Here is a 14886-nt window from a genome sequence, read left to right on the forward strand (position 1 = left end):
CCCGATCAGTGGTCAGGAGGTGACCCTACCCAGCACCGGCCCGACGGTCAGCCCTTTTGCGCCACGGTCCCCTCCGCGATGCCGCCGGCCGCCGACTCAGCCGCGGCCGCCTCGCGGGCCAGCAGCCTGCGGCGCCGCCACAGCACCAGCGGCAACGCGGTCGCCAGGCCGATCGCGCCCGGGCCGACGAGGCCGGCGGCGCTCTGCACCGAGTCGAAGGAGGACGGCACCGGAAGGGTGGCCCACCGGTTCAGCGGCCAGGCGATCACGATCGCGCGACCCACCACGTCGTCCTCGGAGACGGTGCCCCGGCCCTCCAGGTTCTGGTGGTAGCGGGAGTCGAGCGAGTCCTGCCGGTGGTCGCCCATCACCCACAGCCGACCCTCCGGCACCGTGATCGGCCCGAAGGGGCGGTCGCCACACGGGGTGTTGCCAGGGAACAGGTAGGAACTCTCGTCCAACGGCTCGCCGTTGACCATGACCTGGCCGCCCTCCTGACACTCCACGGTGTCGCCGCCGACCGCGATGACCCGCTTGATCAGGTCCTGGTCCTCGGAGGACGGCATCAGCCCGATCCAGCTCAGCACGTCCTGAACGGCCGCGCCGAAGCCGCCGTTCGACGGGTTGTCACCGAGCCAGCCGTCCGGATCGTGGAAGACGATCACCTCGCCGCGCTCCGGCTCGGCCCCGAACCACGGGGTGAGCTTGTCCACCAGCACCCGGTCGCCGCGCTGCAACGTGTTCTGCATCGAGTTGGACGGGATCGAGAAGGCCTGCACCAGGAAGGTCTTGATCAGCAGCGCGAGCACGATGGCGATGCCGATCAGGATCGGCAGCTCCTTCCAGAACGACCGCTGCTTGGCGCCCCGGCCCGGGCTCGCCTCCGCGTCGCCGCCCTCACCCTCCCCGGCTCCTTCGCCAGGGTCGTTCACAGGCGCATCCGGGCCACCCGCGCCATCCTCGCCCGAGTCGCCGCCGGATCCGTCCTTCGGAGGCGGGGGCGCTGAGCCGGATGCCTCGCCGCCCGGGGCCGCCGGACGCTCCTCCGGGTCCTCCGCGCCGGACCGCGCACCCACCGCAATTTCCCCCACTTCCGCTCCTCACACTCCGCTCCGGTCCGTGCGGCTTCCGCAACAGACCCACCACTCCCATAACGAGCGGAAGTTCCGCAGGGCTCGGGAGTCGCACGATTTCACCGTCATTCTCCCCCTCGCCCGCCGACCGGAGCAGCCGGGCCGCCGCCGCGTCGGGGTCCGCGGTCCCGGACTCGCCGGGGTCGGGCACCGCGGAGAAGGCCTCGGTGCCGCCGAGACTGTCCCAGTGTGAGAAGGGCCAGGCGATCACGATGGCACGCCCGACCACCAGGTCGACCGGCACCGTGCCGCCCTCCTCCTCCAGGTGGTAGCGCGAGTCCGCCGAGTTGGAGCGGTGGTCGCCCATCACGAACAGCCGCCCCTCGGGGACCGTCACGTCGAACTCGATCTGCGAGGGCTCGTTGCCCGGGTGCAGGTAGGGCTCGTCGAGCGGCGTGCCGTTGACGGTGACCCGCCCCTGCGCGTCGCAGCAGGCCACGGTGTCGCCGCCGACCGCGATGACCCGCTTGATCAGGTCCTGGTCGTCGTCGGACGGCAGCAGGCCGATCCAGGTCAGGAAGTCCGTGGCCTGCCGGATGCCGATCGGCCCCTCGGAACCCGAGTCCTGCTCGCCCTCGAGCCAGCCACCGGGATCGCGGAACACCACCACGTCGCCGCGCTCCGGCTCCCAGCCGAACCAGGGCGTCAGCTTGTCCACCAACACCCGGTCGTTGATCCTGATCGTCTGCTCCATCGAGCCGGACGGGATGACGAACGCCTGCACGAGGAACGTCTTGAGCACCAGCGCGATCAGCAGCGCGGTCACGATGAGGATGGGGATCTCCCGCGTGGTGCGCAGCCGACGTCGCCGCTTGATGCGCCTGGCCGCGCGCCGCCGGTCGGCCCGGCCCTCGCCAGGACCGCGCAGGGTGCGCGGCGCCCCCTCGCGCGCCCCGTCGGCCGGCTCGCGCGCCGTCTCCGCGGGCTCGGGGGGCGGCCCCGGCGCCCCGTCCCCAGGCGTCACGCCCCACACCTGCCCGGTGCTCCCGCCGGGCAACGGCGTGGACGCCCTGGGCGGGAAGCCGCGCGTCTCGGGGAGCTCGGCCGTGGTGTCCGGCGCCCCACCGCCCGGTGCGCTCCTGGGCGGAAAGCCCCGGGTCTCCGGGAACTCGGGCGGCTCGCCCGACTTCCCGCCCCGCGCGGCGGACGCGCCCGGCGCCCACGTCTCCCCCGCCCTTCGCTGGCCGCCGGCCCTGCGCCGCCCCGGCCTGCCGCGCCCGCGGTCACCCATGGTCCGACCGCAGGGAGCTCCAGCGGCCTATGGGCCAGCCGATCCAGTCCACCCGGCCGATCACTCTGTCCTCGGAGACGGTCCCGCCTCCCGGGGAGCCCAGATACTCCCGGGAGTCCGCCGAGTCAGAACGGTGGTCACCCATCACCCACAACCGTCCCTCCGGCACTTGGATATCAAACCTGACATTCGAAGGCTTGTCCCCCGGATACAGATAGGGCTCGTCCAGGGGTTCGCCGTTGACGGTGATGCGCCCCTCGGCGTCGCAGCAGGTCACCCGGTCCCCGCCGATGCCGATGACCCGCTTCACGTAGTCGGTCTCGGACGAGGTGCCGAGCCCGATCGCGGCGACCACACCGCGCACCAGACCGACCAGCGGCCCGTCGTCCGCCGCCTCGGCGTCGAAGGAACCGGTCCCGTCGAAGACGATGACGTCACCGCGCCGCACCTCGCCGCCGAACTGGTAGGCCAGCTTGTTCACCAACACCCGGTCGCCGACCTGGAGCGTGCCCTCCATGGAACCGCTCGGGATCACGAAGGGCTGCACCACATAAGCGCTGGTCAACGACGTGATCAGCACCGTGCTCAGCGCCACGACCACCCAGAAACGCACCGAGCGCGACCACCGCCGCCAGACCCCTGTCGGGGTCGGCGCGGGGTCGCGCTCCGGGAGTCGTGCGTCGGAATCGGTCACGCCTGATGGTAACCGGCCGCTCGCGCGCGTCAGTTCTCGCGCTTCTCCTTGATCTTGGCGGCCTTGCCACGCAGGTTGCGCAGGTAGTACAGCTTGGCGCGCCGGACGGCACCGCGGGTCACGACGTCGATCTTCTCCACGACCGGGGTGTGCACCGGGAAGGTGCGCTCCACGCCGACGCCGAAGCTGACCTTGCGGACCGTGAAGGTCTCGCGCACGCCGGAGCCCTGGCGGCGGATGACCACGCCCTTGAACTGCTGCACGCGGGAGCGGTTGCCCTCGATGACCCGGACGTGCACGTTGATCGTGTCGCCGGGGCGGAAGGCGGGGATGTCGTCGCGCAGGGACGCGGAGTCGACGCTGTCGAGGAGGTTCATGACCTGCTGCTCTCCGTCGCTGATGCCACAGGCCATCAGCGGAACGTTGTGTGGATGGTGACGATCGTGGTGCGGCTCACGCCCCCCGGCGGGCGGCTTTCCCCCTGTGGCAGGGTCGCGCGCCGGATGTGAACGGAGCCAGCCGCCTATTCTTCCACGCCGCCCGACGGGCGCCAAAATCGACCGTCGGCGTCCTGGCGCCAGCCGAGCCCCGACAGGGTCTCGCGGTCGTGCTTGTCGAACGCCTCAGGCTCGCAACCCTCGATGAGCTCCGGCCTGTTGAGCGAGGTGCGGCGCAGCGCCTCGTCCCTGCGCCAGCGGGCGATCCGGCCGTGGTGGCCGCTGACCAGCACCTCGGGGACACCGTGCCCGCGCCACTCCGGCGGCTTGGTGTACACCGGCCCCTCGAGCAGCGACGCCATCGCGCCAGGCGCGAACGAGTCGTCCCGGTGCGACTCCGCGTTGCCCAGCACCCCGGGCAGCAGCCGGGCGATGGCCTCGACCATCACCAGCACCGGCGCCTCGCCGCCGGCCAGCACGTAGTCGCCGATCGAGACCTCGCGAACGTCGAGCCGCGCGCCGTACTCCTCGATCACGCGCCGGTCGATGCCCTCGTACCGCGCGGGCGTGAACACCAGCCAGGGCACGGCCGACAGCTCGACGGCCAGCTCCTGGGTGAAGGGCCGGCCGCTCGGCGTGGGCACCACCACCACGGGGTCGGCGGCAGGTCGCTCGCCGGCCAGCAGCGCGTCCAGCGCCTCGCCCCACGGCTCCGGCTTCATCACCATGCCGGGGCCGCCGCCGTAGGGGGTGTCGTCCACCGTGTGGTGCCGGTCGTGCGTCCACTCCCGCAGGTCGTGCAGGCGCACGTCGAGCAGGCCGCGCGCCCTGGCCTTGCCGAGCAGCGACACGTTCAGCGGCTCGAGGTACTCGGGGAAGATCGTGACGACGTCGATCCGCAACGGTCAGCCCTCGTCGAGCAGGCCGGGCGGCGGGGCGATCACGACGCGCCGCCGCTCCAGGTCGATGTCGGGCACGAACTCCGCCACGAACGGGACGAAGCTCTCGCCGCCGTCCGCCCTGGCCACCACCAACAGGTCCTGGGCCGGCAGGTGGGCGATCTCGCCGATGGTGCCGACCTCCGCGCCGTCCTCCGTGACCACCGTGAGGCCGACCAGCTGGTGGTCGTAGAACTCCTCGGGGTCGTCCGGAGTCTCGTCGGGGTCGACCTCGACGAGCAGCAGCGTGTTCCGCAGCGCCTCGGCCGCGGTGCGGTCGCCGACGCCGGCGAAGCGCAGCAGCAGCCGGCCGCTGTGCACGCGACCGCTCTCGATGGTCAGCGGCCCGGCGTCCGGTGGGTCGGTGGCCAGCACGCTGCCGGGCGCCAGCCGGACCTCGGGCTCGTCCGTGCGCACCTCGACGGACACCTCGCCCCTGATGCCGTGGGCGCGGCCGATGCGCGCGACGACCAGTTCCACTGTGCTTCCGTTCTCGCGATCTTGACGTCAGGGACGGGCGGTGGCGGCCCCGGCACACGGAGGGCCGGGAGCGGCTGTCGCCACGCCCGGCCCTTCGTGCGCTGCCATACGCGCCCTCAGCGGACCTCGTCCGCGTCGACCAGGTCGACGCGGATCCCCTTCCCGCCGAGCGCGCCCACGACCGTGCGCAGCGAGCGCGCCGTGCGGCCGTTGCGGCCGATCACCTTGCCGAGGTCGTCGGGGTGGACCCGGACTTCGAGCACGCGCCCGCGGCGCAGGGTGCGCGAGGCGACCTGGACCTCATCGGGATGGTCGACGATGCCCTTGACCAGGTGCTCCAGGGCCTCTTCGAGCATTCTCAGCCCTCGGTCGACTCGGCCGGGGCCGCGGCCTCGGCGTCGGCCTTCTTGTCGGCCTTCTTCGCCTTCGGGGTGATGGCCTCACCCTTGGACGAGTCGCCGCCCGAGGCCTTCGCGGCGGCCTCGAAGAGGGCGCGCTTGTCCGGCTTGGGCTCGGCGACCTGCATGGGCGGCGGCGCCGGCAGACCCTTGAACTTCTGCCAGTCGCCGGTGACCTTGAGGATGGCCAGCACCGGCTCGGTCGGCTGGGCGCCGACACCGAGCCAGTACTGCACGCGCTCCGAGTCGACCTCGATGCGCGAGGGGTTCTGCACCGGGTGGTACAGGCCCAGCTCCTCGATGGCGCGGCCGTCCCGGCGGGTCCGGGAGTCCGCGACGATGATGCGGTAGTGCGGCGAACGGATCTTGCCCAGTCGCTTCAGCTTGATCTTGACTGCCACGGGTGTGGTGTCTCCTGCGTGTGTGACGAGTGAGCCGCGCCGGGCACCGCGTGGGGTTGCGACGCCGGGGGCCCGGTGGACGCGTCAGCCGGAGGAGAGAGGGATCCTATGCGACTGCCGAGTTCAGCCGACCATTCTGCCATAGGCCGTCAGTGGGACGCGGCCACGGCCAGTGCCTCCGCGATCTGGAACGGCTTCTTGCACGCTCCGCAGACGATCGGCGCCTGCGCCAGAACGGACGGGACCACCCGCACGTTCCGCCCGCACTCGCACACGGCCTTGACTCGGACGCCCCCGCCCGACGAGCCGTGACGCGCGGCGGGGCCGCGGAAGCTTCGCTTGGTGTCGGTCGCGGTCGCCACGACGTGCGCCTTGAGCGCCCGCTGGAGGCGCTCGGCGGTGGGCCGGTAGCGGCGCCTGGTCTCGGGCGTCATGGTGACCAACGAGAACCCGCTGCTGGGATGCGGGTCCTCCCCGTGGTCGAGCCCGAGCTCCTCGGCGATCGCGAGAAAACGGCGGTTGTGGTAACGGCCGGCGCGGGAGGTGTCCCTGACCCCTCGGGCGGCGGCGATGCCGTGCACGGCTTCGTGCAGCAGCCTTTCGAAGGAGAGCTCGGAGCCACAGGCGGACGAGGACTCTCCGATCAGCGATTCGGGCGCGGCCAGGTCCGGCAGCTCCGGGTGGTGCCGTTGAATGTCGGCCCACGCGTGCGCCAGCTCGGCGGCGAGAACTGGTGGTGTCGTGCTCACGTCGTACCTAACGAGCAACTCCCCCCGTGTGTTCCGATTCCGGGTCAAGTCCCCGAATTTGCACTTACCAGTCAGTTCACCGCCAATGTGGGCGCCTGACGGCGAGCACGAGCCGGTGAACGTGCCGCTTGGACGTGGGCCGCCCCGGTCCGGTTCCCCGCCTGGCCCCGCCTGTCGGCGTACCGGTCGGAAGGCGGGAACAGTCGACCGCCGGGGTCGGTCCCGACCCCACTCCCCGCCGCGCCCGGGGAGGCTCGCGCCGAGCGGCGCGCCGTGCCGCGCGGAGCGCGAGAACGGGCGGGTGGGTGGGGGAGAACCGCCGTGTGGAGCTTCGAGGCGCCGAGGGAAACCCGCGCGGGGATAAGGAGGACGTACCGCTTCCCTGTCAGATCGCACGAGGGAGCAAGCCATGGCCATCACCACCGAGGACGCCGCGGAGCGGGGCAAGCGCGGACAACCAGGTCGAGCCGACGGCCGGCCGCCCGCGCGGTCCCGCCTCCGGCGGGAACCGCTCGTCGCGGCCGCCTTCCTCGCCCCGGCGGCCGTCGGGTTCGTCGCGTTCTACGCCTGGCCCGCCGCCCGCGGCGCGTACCTCAGCCTCACCGACTACGACCTGCTCTCCGCGCCCGAGTTCACCGGGCTCGACAACTACCGTCGGCTGCTCTCCGACGACGTGTTCTGGAACTCGCTGCGCGTCACCCTCCACTACGTCGTGATCAACATCGGCGTGCAGACGATCGCCGCGCTGCTGCTCGCCGTGCTGATCCACCGCCTCACCAGGTCGACCGTCGTCCGGGGCGTGCTGGTGCTGCCGTACCTCGTCTCCAACGTCGTCGTCGCGCTGCTCTGGTACTGGATGGCCGACTACCACCTCGGCGTCGTCAACGAGCTGTTGGACCTGGTCGGCGTCGACCGCGTCGCGTTCTTCGGGGACCAGGCCTGGGCGATCCCGGCCATCGCCCTGGTGAACGTCTGGCGGCACCTGGGCTACACGGCGCTGCTGATCCTCGCCGGGCTCCAGACCATCCCCCGGGACGTCTACGAGGCGGCGGCCGTCGACGGCGCCGGCGAGCGGCGGGTGTTCCTCAGCGTCACGCTGCCGCTGCTGCGGCCGGTGCTGGCGTTGGTCCTGGTCGTCACCCTGATCGGCTCGTGGCAGGTCTTCGACACGGTGGCCGTCACCACCCAGGGCGGGCCCGTCGACGCCACCCGCGTCGTCCAGTACTACATCTACGACCAGGCGTTCACCCGCTTCGACTTCGGCTACGCGGCCGCCATCTCGGTCGTGCTCTGCCTGATCCTCGCCGGCGTCGCGCTGGCCCAGCTTCGCCTGCTGCGCGCGAACGAGGGGGCCGACGCGTGAGCTGGGGCAGGGCCGTCGCCTGGGGGGTGCTCGCGGTCGTCGTCCTCGTCACCGTCGCCCCGTTCCTGTGGATGCTCAGGACCGCGCTCTCCGACAACCGGAGCCTGTTCACAGAGCCGGGCTCCCCGCTCCCGGTGGACTTCACCTGGGGGCCGCTGGAGCGGGTGCTCGGCACCGCCACCACCGAGGAGGCGCAGGAGGGGGGCGGCTCGGGCGCCTCGATCCGCTTCTGGCTCTACCTGCGCAACTCGCTGCTGGTGTCCGTGACCATCACCCTCGGCCAGGTCCTGTTCAGCGCGATGGCCGCCTACGCCTTCGCGCGGCTGCGCTGGCCGGGCCGGGACCGGGTGTTCCTGGTCTTCCTCAGCGCGCTGCTCGTGCCGCCGGTGTTCACGCTGCTGCCCAACTTCGTGCTGGTGAAGGAGCTGGGGCTGCTCAACACGCACGCCGGCATCGTCGCGCCCTATCTGCTGATGACGCCGTTCGCCGTGTTCTTCCTGCGGCAGTTCTTCCTCGGTGTCAGCCGCGAGATCGAGGAGGCGGCGCTGATCGACGGCGCCGGGCACGCCCGGATCTTCTTCCGGATCATCCTGCCGATGAGCTCGGCCCCGATCGCGACCCTCGCCGTCCTCACCTTCGTCAACGCCTGGAACGAGTACTTCTGGCCGCAGCTCGTCGGCCAGGAGGAGGGGGTGCGGGTGCTCACCGTGGCGCTCGGCGCGTTCATCGCGTCCACGCCGCAGACCGGCCCCGACTGGGCCGGGTTGATGGCGGCGGCCCTGGTCGCCGTCGTGCCGACGCTGCTGCTCCTGCTGGCCTTCGGCCGGCGGATCGTCGACGCGATCCAGTTCACCGGGCTCAAGTGAGGAGGCACACCATGAGGCACCGCGTGAGGCACCGCATGAGGAACCCGAGACGTGCCGCGCTCGCCGGGGCCGCTCTTGGCGCGGTCGCCCTCGCCGCCTGCGGCGCACCAGGTGGCGACGGCGACGGGCGGCGGACCGTCACCTACTGGCTGTGGGACGCGAACCAGCAGCCCGCCTACCAGGAGTGCGCCGACGACTTCGAGGCCGCGAACCCCGGGTACGACATCGTGATCGAGCAGCGCGGCTGGGATCACTACTGGACGGCGCTCGCCCTCGGCTTCGTCGCCGAGTCGGCCCCCGACGTGTTCACCGACCACCTCTCCACGTTCCCGGAGTGGGTGAGCCGCGGGCTGCTGCTGCCGCTCGACGAGTACGTTGAGCGGGACGGCGTGCCCCTGGACCGGTACGAGCCGGGCCTCGCGGAGCTGTGGGTCGGCCAGGACGGCCGGCGGTACGGGCTGCCGAAGGACTGGGACACCGTGGGGATCTTCTACAACCGGGAGATGCTGGCCGAGGCCGGCGTCGACGAGGCGGAGTTGGCCGAGCTCACCTGGAACCCGGACGACGGCGGCACCTTCGAGGACCTGGTAGCCCGGCTGACCGTGGACGCCCACGGGGTGCGGGGCGACGAGCCGGGCTTCGACCGGAACGACGTCGCCGTCCACGGCCTGTGGCTGGAGATGGACGGCGGCTTCAACCACGGCCAGACCCAGTACTCGATCTACGCGGCGGCCAACGGCTGGCAGGCCACCGACGTCAACCCCTGGGGCGAGCGCTTCAACTTCGACGACCCGGCGCTGCTCGAGGCCGTCGACTGGTGGCGCGGCCTGATCGACAAGGGCTACATGCCGCCGCTCGCCGCCCAGGAGGGCGTCCAGTCGAGCGACCAACTCGCCGCGGGCACCGCCGCGATGGCCACCAACGGCAGCTGGATGATCGGCACCTTCCACGGCTACGAGGGCCTCGACGTCGGCATCGCGCCCACCCCAACCGGGCCCACGGGCGAGCGGGCCTCCATGTTCAACGGCCTGGCGGACTCGATCCACGCCGGCACCGACGACCCGGAGGCCGCGTGGCGGTGGGTGAGCTACCTGGCCTCGCCCGCCTGCCAGCGGGTGGTCGCCGAGCACCGCGTCGTCTTCCCGGCCATCACGGAGGCGTGGGAGCTGGCGCGCGAGGCGTTCGCCGCCGACGGGATCGACGTCGAGCCGTTCACCCGGCAGGTGACGGAGGGCACCACCTTCCTCTTCCCCATCACCCAGCACGCGGCCGACGTCGCCGCCATCATGGCCCCGGCCTTCGAGGCGGTGCTCTCCGGCGCCCCGCTGTCCACCCTGGAGAGGGCCAACGAGGAGGTGAACGCGCTGTTCAGGACGGGATGACGGTCAGCTCCGGGTGGGCCGTGCCGCCCTCGATCGCGGTGGACGACAGGTGGGAGACCACGCGGTCGTCCACCGGGTCGTTGGCCGGGTCGTCGTGGACCACCAGGTGCTCGTAGGTGGTGGCCCGCTGCGCCGGCACCCGGCCGGCGGCCCGGATCAGGTGCAGCAGCTCGAGACGGTTGGAGCGGTGCCTGGCGCCGGCCGAGGAGACCACGTTCTCCTCCAGCATCACCGAGCCCAGGTCGTCCGCGCCGTAGTGCAGGGAGAGCTGGCCTGCCTCCTTGCCCGTGGTCAGCCAGGAGCCCTGGATGTGCGCCACGTTGTCGAGGAAGAGCCGGGCGATGGCGATCATCCGCAGGTACTCGAAGATCGTCGCCTGGGTGCGGCCCTTCAGGTGGTTGTTCTGCGGCTGGTAGAGGTAGGGAATGAACGCGCGGAAGCCGCCGGTGCGGTCCTGCGTGTCCCTGATCATCCGCAGGTGCTCGATCCGCTCCGCGTTGGTCTCGCCGGTGCCCATCAGCATCGTCGACGTCGACTCGACGCCGAGCCGGTGCGCGGTCTCCATGATCTCCAGCCAGCGCTCACCCGACTCCTTCAGCGGGGCGATGGCCTGCCGCGGCCTGGCCGGCAGCAGCTCGGCGCCGGCACCGGCGAACGAGTCGAGGCCGGCCGCGTGGATCCTGCTGATCGCCTCCTCGGCCGACACCCCGGAGATCCGCGCCATGTGCTCCACCTCGGACGCGCCGAGCGAGTGGATCACCAGCTGCGGGAACGCCTCCTTGATCGCGCGGAAGTGGCGCTCGTAGTACTCCACGCCGTAGTCCGGGTGGTGGCCGCCCTGGAACATGATCTGGGTGCCGCCGAGCTCGACGGTCTCCGCACAGCGCCGCAGGATGTCGTCGAGGTCGCGGGTCCACACCTTCTCGCTCTTCGGCGGGGCGTAGAAGGCGCAGAACTTGCAGGCCGTCACGCAGGCGTTGGTGTAGTTGATGTTGCGCTCGATGATGTAGGTCGCGATGTGCTCGATCCCCGCGTACCTGCGGCGGCGGGCCGCGTCGGCCGCCGCGCCCAGCGCGTGCAGCGGCGCCGAGCGGTAGAGCTCAAGCGCCTCATCGGGGGTCAGCCGGCCGCCGTCCGCGGCACGGTCGAGCGTGGTCTGCAGCCCAGCGCGCTGGCCCATCGGGCATATCCCTTCGACGGCGGCGAAACGACCGCTCAAGCGTACGTCAGTGGTTCGAGGGGAGCCGGGGGCGGCCTCGGGCCGGTTCAGCCGTCCGTCCGGTCGAGCAGCACGACGCGGGCGGCCTCGTCGGCGCGGCCGATCCGGCGGGCGAACTCGGCGACGCCGGCCAGCTGCCGCTCGCCCAGGCTGAAGTCGAGGGTGGTGAAGTAGCGTTCGAGCGTCTCGGCGTCGAAGTCCTCCCAGCGGGCGGCCTGCTCCGCGACCTTGGCGACCTCGGTCAGCGACAGGTCGCGGGACTCCAGGAAGGCGCGGTGCAGTTCCCGCACGGTCTCCGGCTCGCGCTCCAGGTAGTCGCGGCGCACGCCCCAGATGGCGAAGACGAACGGCAGCCCCGTCCACTCGTGCCACATCCGGCCCAGGTCGTGCACGTTGAGGCCGAGCCGGGGCGCGTCGTGCAGCGAGGCGCGCAGCGCGGCGTCGCCGATGAGCACGGCGGCCTCGGCCTCCTGCATCATCAGGCCGAGGTCGGGCGGGCAGGTGTAGTAGTCCGGCTGGACGCCGTACCGCTCGGCGAGGAGCAGCCGCGCCAGGCGCACGGAGGTGCGGGAGGTGGAGCCGAGCGCGACGCGCGCCCCGTCGAGCTGGTCGAGCGGCCGCTGGGAGACGATCACGCAGGACATCACCGGGCCGTCGCAGCCGACCGCGATGTCGGGCAGCGCAACCAACTCGTCGGCGTGCCCCAGGTAGTCGACCAGCGAGACCGGGCCGATGTCGAGGTGGTCGGTGACCAGGTGCTCGCCGAGCTTCTCCGGGGTGTCCTTGGTGAGCTCGAAGTGGAGCACACTCCCCGTCCTGGCGAGTCCCCAGTAGAGCGGGAGACAGTTGAGGAACTGGATGTGTCCCACACGGGGGCGGCGGCGCTGGTGTGTACTCACGGTTCGGAGGGTACGCCTCAGTACGTGCGAGCCAGCGGTCAGGGACAGGTCCCCCTCGGGGGTGATTCGTGCCCTTCCGAGCGTGCACGCAGCGTGCTAGGCTCGACGCGAGTTGCAGTTTGGTTTCCCTTGCAGTACGAGCCTGCGGAGCATGTGACCGCGGGCTTTCGTCGTTTTCAGGCTTCAAGCAGGTTCTGGAGCAGGGCGACCCTTTTTAGGCCCAGGGAGGGCTTATATGGCTACCGGAACCGTCAAGTGGTTCAACGCCGAGAAGGGCTTTGGTTTCATCGCCCAGGATGGCGGCGGCCCCGATGTCTTCGTTCACTACTCCGCGATCAACGCGAACGGCTTCCGCTCTCTTGAGGAGAGCCAGGTCGTGAGCTTCGACGTCACCCAGGGCCCCAAGGGTCCCCAGGCTGAGAACGTCACGGTGACCGGCTGAGGTAACCCCCTCGGCGCACCACAGGTGAGCCCCCGCCCAGCCTGGGCGGGGGCTCACCCGTTTTCCGGCGGCCGTCTCAGGCGGCCGGATAGTAGCCGTAGCGGGCGTAGTGGCGCAGGTCACGCCAGCGCACGGTCCGCAGGCCGCAGGCCTCCCCGATGGTGTCGCCGTCCTCCAGCAGCACCATCAGCACGAAGCCGACGTAGCCGACCAGCCACCGGCCCGTCGACCGCCAGAACCCGGGGCGCCCGCCGTCCTTCGCCCTGACCACCCGCAGGCCCCACAGCAGCTTGCCGACGCTGCCGCGCAGCAGCCACATGCCGAGCACGTGGTTGACGAAGGACGTGGCCAGCGCGCAGCCGAAGAAGCTGATCGCGAACAGGAACCCGTCGGCGTCGGGCGACGCCAGCCGCGCGACGGCGAGCCCCACGCCCAGCGCCACCAGCGCGTCGGTGGCCACGGCTCCCCCCAGCCACCCGCCGTCGGCCTCCCTCGGTGCCACCGTCATGTCATGTCCCCCGTTCCTCGTACGCCGACCGGGAATCTACGGGGCGGACGCCTGGGGTTCCGTGCCGGCCGGGTCACGGAACGGCGACAACAGCCGGTCGGTGAGGTCGCGCAGCCGGGCGGCCGCCGCCGGGTCGAACGAGGTGCCGTCGACGCCGATCCGCCGCTGCTCGACGAAGGCGCTCAGCGGCTCGGCCGGCGGGTCGTCCAGGAGGTCGAGGAGCCACCCGGCGACCAGTTCCGCGGGCTTGGCGATCCGCTTCATTCGCTCCACGAAGGCCCTGGTGGCCTCGTCGTAGTCGCCCGAGAAGCCGGTGGCGGTGGTGCCCGGGTGGAGAAGCGCGTAGCGGGTCCGGTGGCCGCGGGCGGCGAAGTCGACGCCGTGCAGGTCGTTGAGGACGCCGGCCTGGAACATGGCGGCCTGGCCCTCGTAGCCGTGGGCGAGCTGGAGGTCGTCCCAGTTGACCAGGTCGAGGGGGGCGCCGGGGCCCGCCACGTTGAGGATCACGGGCGTCGGCGCGCGCTCGAGCGCGGGGAGCAGGCCGTGGGAAAGGAGGAGGCGGCTCAGGTAGAAGAGGCCGAAGTTCTCCTCGAAGCCGTCTTTGGTGACCAGCCGGCTGGTGCGGTAGTGGCGGGCGCACAGCACGAGCGCGTCCACGGTGTCGAAGCGGGCGGTGAGCTCCTCGACGACCCGCTGGTTCTCGGCGACCAGGCTCAGCTCGGCAGGGATGAAGTGGGCGAACTCGGCGCCCCGCGCCGGGTCCCGGCCGAGGACGACGGCCCGGTCGCCGCGCGCTTCGAGGGCCCGGGCCAGCTCTCGGCCGATGCCGTCGGTGCCGCCCTGGATGACGACCGTCTTCCTGGATGATTGGTTCATGTGATTGAACTTACCAGTTCAGTTGTGCTGGCTCGGTAGTAGGATGCCGGGGTGAGCGGAGTGAGAACGGCCCCGCGGGGGCGGATCGACAAGCGGCAGGCGATCCTCGAGGCGGCGTTCCGGGTGTTCGCGCGCCAGGGGTACGCCAACGCCTGCGTGCAGGAGATCGCGGCGGAGGCGGGCGTCGCCAAGCCCACCGTCTACAACCACCTGGACAGCAAGGAGCGGCTGTTCCGGGAGGCCATGGCGGCCGCGGCCGCGAGCGCCACCGCCAGGAACCTGGCCGCGATCGACCGGCTGCGCGCCCCCGGCGACGATCTGCGCCGCGCGCTCGAGGAGGTCGCCCGCCACCTGCTCGGCTGCTACGCCGACGAGCGCTCCCGGGCGCTGTGGCGGCTGCTGAACGCGGAGCTCACCGCCTTCCCCGACCTGCTCGACGTCGTCTGGGGCGAGGGCGCCAGCCGCGTCACCGAGGCGCTGGCCGACCGTCTTGCCAGGCTCGCCCTCGCCGGCCGGCTCACCATCGCCGACCCGGCCCGCGCCGCCGAGCAGTTCTCCGGCCTCCTCATGGGGCCCGTCGAGAGCCGCTCCCGCCTCGGCACCCGCCCGGTCCCCGACGCGGAGCTCGACGAGCTGGCCGCGGACGCCGTCGACACCTTCCTCGCCGCCTTCGGCCCGGCGCCGGCCTGACCGGCTCTCCCGGCGAGCCCGACGACATCACCCCCACCTGGGCCACATTCCGCGCCCCCGCCGCCGGCGAACTCTTCGACGAGACGGACGGCGACTGGATCGCCGACTGGTCCACCACCACCTCCGACACCCCAGGCGCGATCGCCGTGACCGTGCTCCAACTCGCGCTGTAACCAGGCC

At 71.7% G+C, this 14886-nt stretch carries 18 protein-coding genes; 5 read left to right on the forward strand and 13 right to left on the reverse strand.

Annotation, left to right across the window (positions count from 1 at the left end; genetic code table 11):
• Nucleotides 1-47 precede the first annotated feature (47 nt).
• The 9 genes from lepB (E1265_RS21570) to E1265_RS21610 form a co-directional block, all read right to left on the reverse strand.
• Nucleotides 48-932, reverse strand: a complete 885-nt coding sequence (gene lepB / locus E1265_RS21570; RefSeq protein WP_132932399.1) for a signal peptidase I — start codon at nt 930-932, stop codon at nt 48-50.
• Nucleotides 898-2364, reverse strand: coding sequence for a signal peptidase I (gene lepB, locus E1265_RS21575; RefSeq protein ID WP_132932401.1), 1467 nt, complete (start codon nt 2362-2364; stop codon nt 898-900). Before lepB (E1265_RS21575) ends, lepB (E1265_RS21570) begins: the two co-directional genes overlap by 35 nt.
• The gene (gene lepB / locus E1265_RS21580; protein ID WP_132932403.1) at nt 2357-3058 is read right to left on the reverse strand and encodes a signal peptidase I; all 702 of its coding nucleotides are present in this window, start codon (nt 3056-3058) and stop codon (nt 2357-2359) included. The genes lepB (E1265_RS21575) and lepB (E1265_RS21580) overlap by 8 nt, the downstream gene beginning before the upstream one ends.
• A gap of 29 nt (nt 3059-3087) precedes the next feature.
• A complete protein-coding gene (gene rplS / locus E1265_RS21585; protein WP_132932424.1) occupies nt 3088-3435 on the reverse strand; it encodes a 50S ribosomal protein L19 in 348 nt (115 codons plus the stop codon).
• A gap of 146 nt (nt 3436-3581) precedes the next feature.
• The gene (trmD, locus tag E1265_RS21590; RefSeq protein WP_132932405.1) at nt 3582-4397 is read right to left on the reverse strand and encodes a tRNA (guanosine(37)-N1)-methyltransferase TrmD; all 816 of its coding nucleotides are present in this window, start codon (nt 4395-4397) and stop codon (nt 3582-3584) included.
• 3 nt (nt 4398-4400) lie between these two features.
• Nucleotides 4401-4913: a ribosome maturation factor RimM gene (rimM, locus tag E1265_RS21595; protein ID WP_132932407.1), complete on the reverse strand. Its 513-nt coding sequence runs from the start codon at nt 4911-4913 to the stop codon at nt 4401-4403.
• 116 nt (nt 4914-5029) lie between these two features.
• Nucleotides 5030-5269: an RNA-binding protein gene (locus E1265_RS21600; RefSeq protein ID WP_062205924.1), complete on the reverse strand. Its 240-nt coding sequence runs from the start codon at nt 5267-5269 to the stop codon at nt 5030-5032.
• A 2-nt stretch (nt 5270-5271) separates the two neighbouring features.
• Nucleotides 5272-5712, reverse strand: a complete 441-nt coding sequence (rpsP, locus tag E1265_RS21605) for a 30S ribosomal protein S16 (RefSeq protein WP_132932409.1) — start codon at nt 5710-5712, stop codon at nt 5272-5274.
• A gap of 149 nt (nt 5713-5861) precedes the next feature.
• Nucleotides 5862-6461, reverse strand: coding sequence for a hypothetical protein (locus tag E1265_RS21610; RefSeq protein ID WP_132932411.1), 600 nt, complete (start codon nt 6459-6461; stop codon nt 5862-5864).
• A 409-nt stretch (nt 6462-6870) separates the two neighbouring features.
• Here E1265_RS21610 and E1265_RS21615 point away from each other — a divergent pair, with 409 nt between their 5' ends.
• From E1265_RS21615 to E1265_RS21625, 3 genes are read left to right on the forward strand one after another with little or no spacing between them, the layout of a single operon-like run.
• Nucleotides 6871-7824 (forward strand): sugar ABC transporter permease, encoded by a 954-nt coding sequence (locus E1265_RS21615; RefSeq protein WP_207931154.1) that lies wholly within the window; start codon nt 6871-6873, stop codon nt 7822-7824.
• Entirely contained in the window at nt 7821-8690 is an 870-nt protein-coding gene (locus E1265_RS21620; protein ID WP_243740994.1) for a carbohydrate ABC transporter permease, read from the forward strand. Before E1265_RS21615 ends, E1265_RS21620 begins: the two co-directional genes overlap by 4 nt.
• Nucleotides 8691-8725: 35 nt before the next feature.
• Nucleotides 8726-10072 (forward strand): sugar ABC transporter substrate-binding protein, encoded by a 1347-nt coding sequence (locus tag E1265_RS21625; RefSeq protein ID WP_132932413.1) that lies wholly within the window; start codon nt 8726-8728, stop codon nt 10070-10072.
• Here E1265_RS21625 and mqnC read toward each other — a convergent pair.
• Together mqnC and E1265_RS21635 are read right to left on the reverse strand one after the other, a co-directional pair.
• Nucleotides 10059-11252 carry a cyclic dehypoxanthinyl futalosine synthase gene (mqnC, locus tag E1265_RS21630; RefSeq protein WP_132932415.1) on the reverse strand — a complete coding sequence of 398 codons (1194 nt, stop codon included), beginning with the start codon at nt 11250-11252 and terminating at the stop codon, nt 10059-10061. The two genes, E1265_RS21625 and mqnC, sit on opposite strands and share 14 nt — an antisense overlap.
• Before the next feature lie 86 nt (nt 11253-11338).
• Entirely contained in the window at nt 11339-12190 is an 852-nt protein-coding gene (locus E1265_RS21635) for a menaquinone biosynthesis protein (RefSeq protein WP_132932417.1), read from the reverse strand.
• 235 nt (nt 12191-12425) lie between these two features.
• On the opposite strand from E1265_RS21635, the gene E1265_RS21640 reads away from it, so the two are divergent.
• Nucleotides 12426-12632: a cold-shock protein gene (locus E1265_RS21640; protein ID WP_132932419.1), complete on the forward strand. Its 207-nt coding sequence runs from the start codon at nt 12426-12428 to the stop codon at nt 12630-12632.
• 76 nt (nt 12633-12708) lie between these two features.
• On the opposite strand, the gene E1265_RS21645 is transcribed toward E1265_RS21640, so the two are convergent.
• Both E1265_RS21645 and E1265_RS21650 read right to left on the reverse strand, forming a co-directional pair.
• Nucleotides 12709-13140, reverse strand: coding sequence for an RDD family protein (locus tag E1265_RS21645; RefSeq protein ID WP_132932420.1), 432 nt, complete (start codon nt 13138-13140; stop codon nt 12709-12711).
• Nucleotides 13141-13176: 36 nt separating this feature from the next.
• Nucleotides 13177-14016, reverse strand: coding sequence for an SDR family NAD(P)-dependent oxidoreductase (locus E1265_RS21650; RefSeq protein WP_132932422.1), 840 nt, complete (start codon nt 14014-14016; stop codon nt 13177-13179).
• 51 nt (nt 14017-14067) lie between these two features.
• Here E1265_RS21650 and E1265_RS21655 point away from each other — a divergent pair, with 51 nt between their 5' ends.
• Complete coding sequence (locus E1265_RS21655) at nt 14068-14706, forward strand: TetR/AcrR family transcriptional regulator (RefSeq protein WP_207931155.1); 639 nt, start codon at nt 14068-14070, stop codon at nt 14704-14706.
• The last annotated feature ends 180 nt before the right edge of the window (nt 14707-14886 follow it).

This window comes from Streptomyces sp. 8K308, assembly GCF_004348315.1.
In the GTDB taxonomy this organism is placed as follows: Bacteria; Actinomycetota; Actinomycetes; order Streptomycetales; family Streptomycetaceae; genus Streptomyces.

Coding starts and splice junctions, on each gene's coding strand:
- E1265_RS21600 (WP_062205924.1), bottom strand. CDS start 5,269: ATGCTCGAAGAGGCCCTGGAGCACCTGGTCAAGGGCATCGTCGACCAT.
- E1265_RS21650 (WP_132932422.1), bottom strand. CDS start 14,016: ATGAACCAATCATCCAGGAAGACGGTCGTCATCCAGGGCGGCACCGAC.
- E1265_RS21615 (WP_207931154.1), top strand. CDS start 6,871: ATGGCCATCACCACCGAGGACGCCGCGGAGCGGGGCAAGCGCGGACAA.
- E1265_RS21645 (WP_132932420.1), bottom strand. CDS start 13,140: ATGACGGTGGCACCGAGGGAGGCCGACGGCGGGTGGCTGGGGGGAGCC.
- E1265_RS21625 (WP_132932413.1), top strand. CDS start 8,726: ATGAGGAACCCGAGACGTGCCGCGCTCGCCGGGGCCGCTCTTGGCGCG.
- mqnC (WP_132932415.1), bottom strand. CDS start 11,252: ATGGGCCAGCGCGCTGGGCTGCAGACCACGCTCGACCGTGCCGCGGAC.
- lepB (WP_132932401.1), bottom strand. CDS start 2,364: ATGGGTGACCGCGGGCGCGGCAGGCCGGGGCGGCGCAGGGCCGGCGGC.
- E1265_RS21640 (WP_132932419.1), top strand. CDS start 12,426: ATGGCTACCGGAACCGTCAAGTGGTTCAACGCCGAGAAGGGCTTTGGT.
- rplS (WP_132932424.1), bottom strand. CDS start 3,435: ATGAACCTCCTCGACAGCGTCGACTCCGCGTCCCTGCGCGACGACATC.